Source organism: Microbacterium sp. Bi128, assembly GCF_918698205.1.
Genome location: NZ_CAKKMM010000206.1, coordinates 1 through 6,963, shown reverse-complemented (window position 1 = coordinate 6,963; position 6,963 = coordinate 1). Strand labels below are relative to the sequence as shown.

At 67.5% G+C, this 6,963-nt stretch carries 9 protein-coding genes; 2 read left to right on the top strand and 7 right to left on the bottom strand.

Going from position 1 to position 6,963, the window contains the following annotated elements:
* Positions 1–532: thioesterase family protein (locus LQV45_RS14680; protein ID WP_230007665.1), on the bottom strand; the 532-nt coding region annotated here is incomplete at its 3' end.
* A 53-nt stretch (positions 533–585) separates the two neighbouring features.
* Positions 586–1,314 (bottom strand): Type 1 glutamine amidotransferase-like domain-containing protein, encoded by a 729-nt coding sequence (locus tag LQV45_RS14675; RefSeq protein ID WP_230007664.1) that lies wholly within the window; start codon positions 1,312–1,314, stop codon positions 586–588.
* Positions 1,315–1,496: 182 nt separating this feature from the next.
* On the opposite strand from LQV45_RS14675, the gene LQV45_RS14670 reads away from it, so the two are divergent.
* The gene (locus LQV45_RS14670) at positions 1,497–1,931 is read left to right on the top strand and encodes a hypothetical protein (protein WP_230007663.1); all 435 of its coding nucleotides are present in this window, start codon (positions 1,497–1,499) and stop codon (positions 1,929–1,931) included.
* A gap of 13 nt (positions 1,932–1,944) precedes the next feature.
* Here the strand turns inward: LQV45_RS14670 and LQV45_RS14665 are convergent, their stop codons facing one another.
* From LQV45_RS14665 to LQV45_RS14645, 5 genes are all read right to left on the bottom strand, one after another.
* A complete protein-coding gene (locus tag LQV45_RS14665; RefSeq protein ID WP_230007662.1) occupies positions 1,945–2,361 on the bottom strand; it encodes a VOC family protein in 417 nt (138 codons plus the stop codon).
* 47 nt (positions 2,362–2,408) lie between these two features.
* On the bottom strand, positions 2,409–2,951 hold the full coding sequence (locus LQV45_RS14660; RefSeq protein ID WP_230007661.1) for a GNAT family N-acetyltransferase: 543 nt from the start codon (positions 2,949–2,951) through the stop codon (positions 2,409–2,411).
* Between the two features lie 84 nt (positions 2,952–3,035).
* Positions 3,036–3,767 carry an MgtC/SapB family protein gene (locus tag LQV45_RS14655; RefSeq protein ID WP_028276975.1) on the bottom strand — a complete coding sequence of 244 codons (732 nt, stop codon included), beginning with the start codon at positions 3,765–3,767 and terminating at the stop codon, positions 3,036–3,038.
* A 117-nt stretch (positions 3,768–3,884) separates the two neighbouring features.
* Positions 3,885–5,477, bottom strand: a complete 1,593-nt coding sequence (locus LQV45_RS14650; RefSeq protein ID WP_230007660.1) for an ABC transporter permease — start codon at positions 5,475–5,477, stop codon at positions 3,885–3,887.
* Positions 5,470–6,402, bottom strand: coding sequence for an ABC transporter ATP-binding protein (locus LQV45_RS14645; RefSeq protein WP_230007659.1), 933 nt, complete (start codon positions 6,400–6,402; stop codon positions 5,470–5,472). The genes LQV45_RS14650 and LQV45_RS14645 overlap by 8 nt, the downstream gene beginning before the upstream one ends.
* 116 nt (positions 6,403–6,518) lie before the next feature.
* On the opposite strand from LQV45_RS14645, the gene LQV45_RS14640 reads away from it, so the two are divergent.
* The coding region (locus LQV45_RS14640) for a DUF1810 domain-containing protein (protein ID WP_230007658.1) at positions 6,519–6,963 on the top strand (445 nt) is incomplete at its 3' end.

Sequence of the window (6,963 nt, the reverse complement as noted above, 5' to 3'; positions counted from 1 at the left end):
GCGGGGCCGGACGCCTGGCGCCGGGCAGGGCGTTGGTTTCGCGCCATTCGTGGATCCACCCGGGCAGCTCCCGATCCGCCGGCGGGGCGCCGAACTCGCGGATGATTTCCTCCTGGCTGACGGGCTTGCCCTTGCTCAGAAGCCGGGTGGCGATATAGGCGCGCGCATACACTTCGCCGTCCACCACCATCCGCTGTTCGAAGTAGATGGCCTTCGAGTCCAGGCCGATGATCCTGGACTCGATCGTGTACTGCTGCCAGAGCTGCAGCGAACGGCGGAACGCGATGGTCTCCCCCGCCGCGACCGGCGTCCAGCCCCGGCGGCGCATCTTCTTCCAGGTGCCGCTGCGGGCCATGAGGTCGAAGCGGCCGAGGTCCATGAGCGAGAAGTACATGCCGTTATTGACGTGCAGGGCGATGTCGATGTCCGTGGGCAGGACCCGCAGCGGCAGCGAGGAGTTGTCCCAGATGCTCAACGGTGAGCGGCGTGAGGACGTGAACAGCAGCAGGAGAGTCCGGAACAGGAGATGCATGAGTCATATGTTACCCGCGGGTAACAAGTGTGCCAAGGGGTGGGTGCCGGAACCTAGCTGTGCGCCGACAGAACCGAGACGGTGGCCTTGGTGCCGACGCCGCGAATCGTCCAGCAGTTCCCGGTGCCGATCACGTCCAGCTCCTCCAGGTCCGCGTGGTGCAGGACCAGGGCAGTGTCCTCGTCCACGGCGACCGCGCGGTCCACGAGACCTTTTGCCACCGCCCCAACGGCCCGGCCGAGGGTTCCCGCCTGCGCGGCGTGCACGTCGACGGCGAAAGGCACCAGACCCAGCCCGTCGCGGATCTCCACTTCTTCCAGACCCTCCGACCAATCCGCCGGGCAGACCTCGGTGCCGCGGATCCGGTAGCCGCCCACGATCGCCCGCACCGGAGCCACCATCGCGCCGGCTGAGAATCCCATATACGGCACACCGTCGGAGACCAGACTGCGGATGGGCTGCGCGGACGGCAGCAAGCCTTCCAGATAGCCCGGCGTCGGCCCGCCCCCGACGACGATGCCGTCGACGTCGTCGAACGCGGCAGGGTCCGCGCCCCGGTTGAAGCCGAGGAGGACCGGGACGACCTCGCAGGCTGTCCGGGACTCCAACGGCACCACATAGGCAGGCAGGAAATATTCCGAGCTGCCCTCATGGTCAAAGAGAACCACAGCGACGCGCGGAACCCTGCCGGTAGCCCGGTGCCGGAGTTCCTTGACGAAGCGGTCGAAGACGGCAGCTGTGGTTACGGTGTCGGGGCCGCCGCCAACAAGCAGGATGGTCATGGTTCAACGTACCCGGATCCACGGCAATCGCAATGAGCCCGGCGCGGGCGGCTCCGAGGACCTATAGCGATTGACCGGTCCGGACTGCGAGGAACATAATCGGAATCGGTACTAGCTTCACCCCACGACTGCGCCGACCATGAGGCCGACGGCAGAGCATTCAACGGAAAGCGGTCGACACTATGAGTACTGCCCATCACCCTGTCACTGCGACCGGCTGGACCGGTTGGGTCCGTTTCGCCGGAGTCATTCTGATCATCAACGGCGTTTTCAGCGGCCTTCAAGGCCTCGTCGCGCTCACCGGACCCGACACCTACTATTTGTCGACCCCGGGAACCCTGTTCCTCTTCGATGCGAAGTGGTGGGTCTGGTGGAATGTCGCCCTCGGGGTGCTCTTGATCCTCACCGCCGTCGCGCTCTTCGCCGGCGCAACGTGGGCTCGAGTCGTTGGCGTCGTCGTTGCCGGCTTCAGTGCGGTCGTTCAACTGATGCTCATTCCGCAGCAGCCGTGGTGGTCCGTCATCGTCATCGCCATGGACGTGCTGATCATCTACGCGATCATCGCCCACGGCGAGGAACTGAAGGCCGAGCAGGCACCTCCGACAACCAATCCGTAGGGCACCGACGCCATCAGCCTGCAGCAATCAGCTCCACTTCGTAGCCGTCCGCATTCACGAGGTAGGCGGCGAAGTGGGCGGGGCCGCCTGCGTGCGGATACTTGTCCGGAAACAGCTCGGCCCAGCCGTGGCTGACGCTCTCGCCCGCCATGGCGTCCACGTCAGCCCGGGTCCCCGCGCTGAACGCCAGGTGGTTCAGGCCCGGTGCTTTGCGGTCGTGCGCGGTTCCGGTCAGCGCCGGGGACTGCTCGACGACGATGTACGTCGGCCCGCGGCGCCAGCTGCACCCGTGGGCCCAGTCCTGGTAGGCCTCGTAGCCCAGCCTGCCCAGCAGCCAGCCCCACTGGTCCCTGGCCCGCTGCAGGTCCGGCACCCAGAGTTCTACATGGTGCAGGGCACCAAAGTCCCCCGGTGCAATGGGAACTGGCACAACGGGACCTGGCGCAACGGGACCTGGTGCAACCGGAACATCAGCCATCAGAACAGTATCCGCTGGAAGAGGATGTGGTCCTGCCAGGATCCGGCAATCCGAAGGTACTGGGCTGCCAAACCGATCTCCTCAAAGCCAGCCCGCTTCAGGATCCGCTGGGACGCGGCGTTGTGCGGGAGGGTTGAGGCCTGCAGCCGGTGCAGTCCCAGTTCGTTGCGCGCGGTCTGGAGGGCGAACTCCACCGCGGCCGAGCCAATTCCCCGCCCCGTCAGGTCCTTGTCCACCCAGTAGCCGAGGTGGGCGCTGAGGAATGGCCCCCGGACAATCCCGCTGAGGTTGATCACCCCGATGATGCGGGAGCCTTCCACGAGGACCCAGGGCACGTCTGTTCCCGCGATGAACAATCCGAGCTTGGATTCAATGCTGGCGGCTTGTCCCTCTGCGGTGAAGAATTCCTCAAACCGCACCGGCTCCCAGGGCGCCAGGTGCTCCCGGTTCCGCCGGTAGGCGTCGGCCAGGGACCCGGCGTCGGACCTGCGCAGTACCCGCACGCACACGGCATCCGTCAAAGCGACGCTGTTCTCGGTCATCCGCAGACTCTAACGGTCATCCCGAACGGCTTCAATCAGCGTGCGCCAGTCACGGGAGTCCCGGTGGTGTGCTTGATGGGGTTCTCAGGCGCTGGGATCGTCGTCGTCCTCGTTCGGATCGGTGCCGCGAACGGTCACACTCTGCACGCCGGGCACATCAAGGAGGTAGGGGACGAGTTCCCGCAGCGGAAGATGACCATGGAAGCGGATGTCCATGAGGACGATCGGCTTTTGTTCATCGCCCGCCTTATTGATGCTCAGGATCGACGAGCTGAACCCCATATTCGTGGCGATCTCCAACACCTGCCGCAGCACGCCCCGGTTGTCGTCGTAGCCCAGGTGCAGAACCCGGTGGGCGTCGGGGGTCGGGATCTTCCTGATCACGGGAGAAACGACGTACAACGTGATGAGGTGGAAAGCGGTCAGCGAAACAGCCAGGGACAGCATTCCGGCCCCGCACGCCATGCCGACGGCGGCAGAAACCCAAATGCTGGCGGCCGTCGTCAGGCCGCGGACTACGTTCCGTCCCTTGAAAATCACCCCGGCACCGAGGAAGCCGATGCCGCTGACGATTTGGGCTGCAATACGGGACGGGTCCATGGTGGCCCCTGGCGCCAGCGCGGCGGCGAAGCCGTAGGCGGAGATCAGGGTGAACGTGCACGATCCGAGGCCGACCAGGACGTGGGTGCGGTAGCCAGCGACCTTTTGCCGGACCTGCCGCTCAGTGCCAATCAGGGAGCAGAGGATAAAGGTCGCCAGCAGAAGCCCGATTTCCACCAGCGTGGTCGGGGTATATAGCCCGTATGCGTCCTGCATCCCGCCCTCCGACCCGGCCCGAGAGTGGCGTCCCGTCAGTGCCGGAATGCGCCAAGAACTCTCGAATCTGATATTACCGCCGCCCCCTATTGGCGAGTAGTGGCTGTTCTGGCCCGCTCACGGGGCCAGATCCCGGCGGCGCCAGCCGGCGTACCCCAGCGCGGCGAGCGCCGCGGCAGTCACCGTAAGTCCGAGCAACGGCCCGACGGCGCCGGAATCCAGGGGCAGCAGCGGCGAGTGCCGGAACGGGGAGAGCTCCATCAGCCACTCCGGGGCATTCCACAGCACGCCAAACTCACCAAGCGCGACGAAGAGCAGCAGCAGGGCCCAGACCGTCCCGGTGAGCCGGGGCGCCCAGCCGAACACCGCCAGCACCGCAGCGGTCATGACCCAGGCCGCGGGGATCTGGGCGGCAGCGGCCAGTGTGACGCGGCCGAGTTGGTTGGCATCGGCCAGGACGGTGGCTGCGCCGGCCCCGACCGACACTCCGGCCAGCAGCATGAGCACGGCGACCCCGGCCAGCGCCAGGGCGAAATGGCTGGTCGCCCACCGCGGCCGGGTGGTGGCGGTGCCCAGCAGCGCCTCGACGTGGCCGTCGGTCTCCTCGTCACGGAGCCGGCTGGCCGCGGACAGTCCGTAGGCAGCGGCCAGCAGTCCCATGATGCTGATCTCCGCTGCAATGAAGGCATCCGTCATGGCCTGGGTTCCGCCCAGCATCATGATCATGTCCTGCGCGTTGGGCGAACTCAACAAGTCCGTGATGTTGCCGGCCAGCGATCCGATCACCACGCCGAACACCACGAAGGCGACCGCCCAGGCCGCCAGCAGCCGGAACTGGAGCCGCACAGCGAGGTCCCCGACCCCGCGGAGCGAGCCGCGAGCCGGGCCGGGGCGCTCCTGGCGCAGGCCGGAGCCGAGGTCCCGACGGGCGCGGAGTGCCAGGGCCACGGGCCCGAGTAAGGCGCACAGCACCAGAGGGAGGGCGAGCACCCACCACTGGTCCCCGGCGAAGGCCCGGATCTGCTGGTTCCAGCCGATCGGCGAAAGCCAGGACAGGGCGGAGGGCCCCGGTTCGGCGAGGTCCCCCACCGCACGCAGCGCATAGGTCACGGCAACGACGCCGAGGCTCATTCCCGTGGCCGCCCGCGCGCTGGCCGTCAGCTGGGCGGTGACCCCGGCCATGGCGCTGAATGCCATGCCGGTGGCGGCCCAGCCCAGTCCGAACGCGATCGAGCCGGCCGCCGGAAGTCCGCCGGCGGCCAAAGACACCGCAGTGACCAGCCCCAGGACAATGCTGGCTCCGAAGCTGATGGTGAGGGCGGCCGCGAGCGGCGCGTCGCGGCCCATCCGGCCGCCGCCCAGGAGCTCGAGCCGCCCGGACTCTTCGTCGCTGCGGGTATGGCGGACGGTAATGAACACCATCAGGACGGCGAGGATGGCAGCCATGAACGCCGTGTACTTGATGAGGGACAGGGCACCGAGGGACGTGGGGTCGTAGACCCTGCCGAAGAGGGCCACGAGCGAGGCCGTGGCATTCAGGGCCGTCGCGGCCTCGACCCGGCTCCCCACATCGGGGTAGAGCTCGGCGCCGGCCACCGCGGTTGAATACGTTGTCGCGGCGAATCCGGCGATCCACGCCGGCAACAACCATCGGTCGCGGCGGAGCCCGAGCCTGATCAGGACTCCGGTCCCCGCCAACGTTTCACGCATCGGTGGTGCGTCCGCTGCTCGACCCGGCCGCGGCCACGGGCAGCGCAGCGCCGTAGTGGCGAAGGAAGAGATCCTCCAGGGTGGGCGGCTGGCTGGTCAGCGCGACGAGTCCCGCGTCGGTCAACGCCCGCATGAACGGGGCCAGGCCGGACGGTTCCACTTGGGCGCTGACGCGGTGGTTCGTGACGACGACGTCGTGCACGCCTGGCAGGGCATCCAAGCCCGCCGGTACCACCGCGACATCGGCAGTGACGGAGGTGCGGGTCAGGTGCCTGAGTTCATCAAGCCGCCCCGTCTCCACCACCCGGCCCTCACGGATGATGCTCACGCGGTCCGAAAGTGCCTCGGCCTCGCTGAGGATATGGCTGCTGAGCAGTACCGTGCGGCCCTGGTTACGCAGTTCCCGGATACAGCCGCGGAAGGCCTCCTCCATCAGGGGGTCCAGTCCGCTGGTGGGCTCGTCCAGCAGGAACAGCTCAGCGTCGGTGGCCAGGGCAGCGACCAGGGCCACTTTCTGCCGGTTGCCTTTGGAGTAGGCCCGGGACTTCTTGGTCGGATCGAGGTCGAAGAGCTCCAACAGCTGGGCCCGCCGGGCCAGGTCCTGGCCGCCCTGGAGCCGGCCGAGGAGGTCGATCACTTCTCCGCCGGTCAGGTTGGGCCACAACGCCACATCCCCGGGGACGTAGGCCAGGCGCCGGTGGAGGCTCGCGACGTCGCGCCACGGGTCAAGGCCCAGCACCCGGATGGAGCCAGCATTGGCGCGAAGCATGCCCAGCAGCAGGCGAATCGTGGTCGATTTGCCGGAGCCGTTCGGTCCGAGGAAGCCGTGGACCTCGCCCGCCTCGACTGAAAAGTCCAACCCATTCAAGGCAACCACGGGACCGAACCGCTTCACAACGCCGACCATCTCCAGGACATTCGCCATGGGGGACACGATACGCCCGGGATCGGCAATCCCGCCCCGGCCGAATGACCCCTTCGCCCGCGGGCGGCCTGTCGCCGTGCTGTCACTCCGGCACCGGGGGACGTAGCCTAGCGGGCATGGAAGACCCTTACGATCTTGAACGGTTCGTGGCGGCCCAGGACGCCGGCGGAACCTACGGGCACGCACTGGCGGAGTTGCGGTCAGGCATGAAGAGGAGTCACTGGATGTGGTTCGTTTTCCCCCAGCTCGCGGGCCTGGGCCGCAGCGAAACCGCCCGGAAGTACGCCATCTCATCCCTGGCCGAGGCCCGTGCTTACTGCCGGCACGGCGTCCTTGGCCCGCGGCTGCGGGAGGCTGCCGCCGCAGTGGCCGAACTTCAGGGGCGGTCCGCGGCGCAAATTTTCGGCGGCATCGACACCCGGAAGCTGCACTCATCCATGACGCTGTTCCAGCGGGCCGCGCCCGGCGAAACCGTGTTCCGCGTCGTCCTGGACCGCTATTTCGATGGCCTGTCCGATCCCGCCACGGACCGGCTGCTGGAAGGCCAGTTTCGGGGGGGTC

What these genes read in the sequence shown, in the direction of transcription:
- LQV45_RS14675 (WP_230007664.1), bottom strand. Translation starts at nt 1,314, where the DNA reads ATGACCATCCTGCTTGTTGGCGGCGGCCCCGACACCGTAACCACAGCT.
- LQV45_RS14670 (WP_230007663.1), top strand. Translation starts at nt 1,497, where the DNA reads ATGAGTACTGCCCATCACCCTGTCACTGCGACCGGCTGGACCGGTTGG.
- LQV45_RS14660 (WP_230007661.1), bottom strand. Translation starts at nt 2,951, where the DNA reads ATGACCGAGAACAGCGTCGCTTTGACGGATGCCGTGTGCGTGCGGGTA.
- LQV45_RS14655 (WP_028276975.1), bottom strand. Translation starts at nt 3,767, where the DNA reads ATGCAGGACGCATACGGGCTATATACCCCGACCACGCTGGTGGAAATC.
- LQV45_RS14650 (WP_230007660.1), bottom strand. Translation starts at nt 5,477, where the DNA reads ATGCGTGAAACGTTGGCGGGGACCGGAGTCCTGATCAGGCTCGGGCTC.
- LQV45_RS14645 (WP_230007659.1), bottom strand. Translation starts at nt 6,402, where the DNA reads ATGGCGAATGTCCTGGAGATGGTCGGCGTTGTGAAGCGGTTCGGTCCC.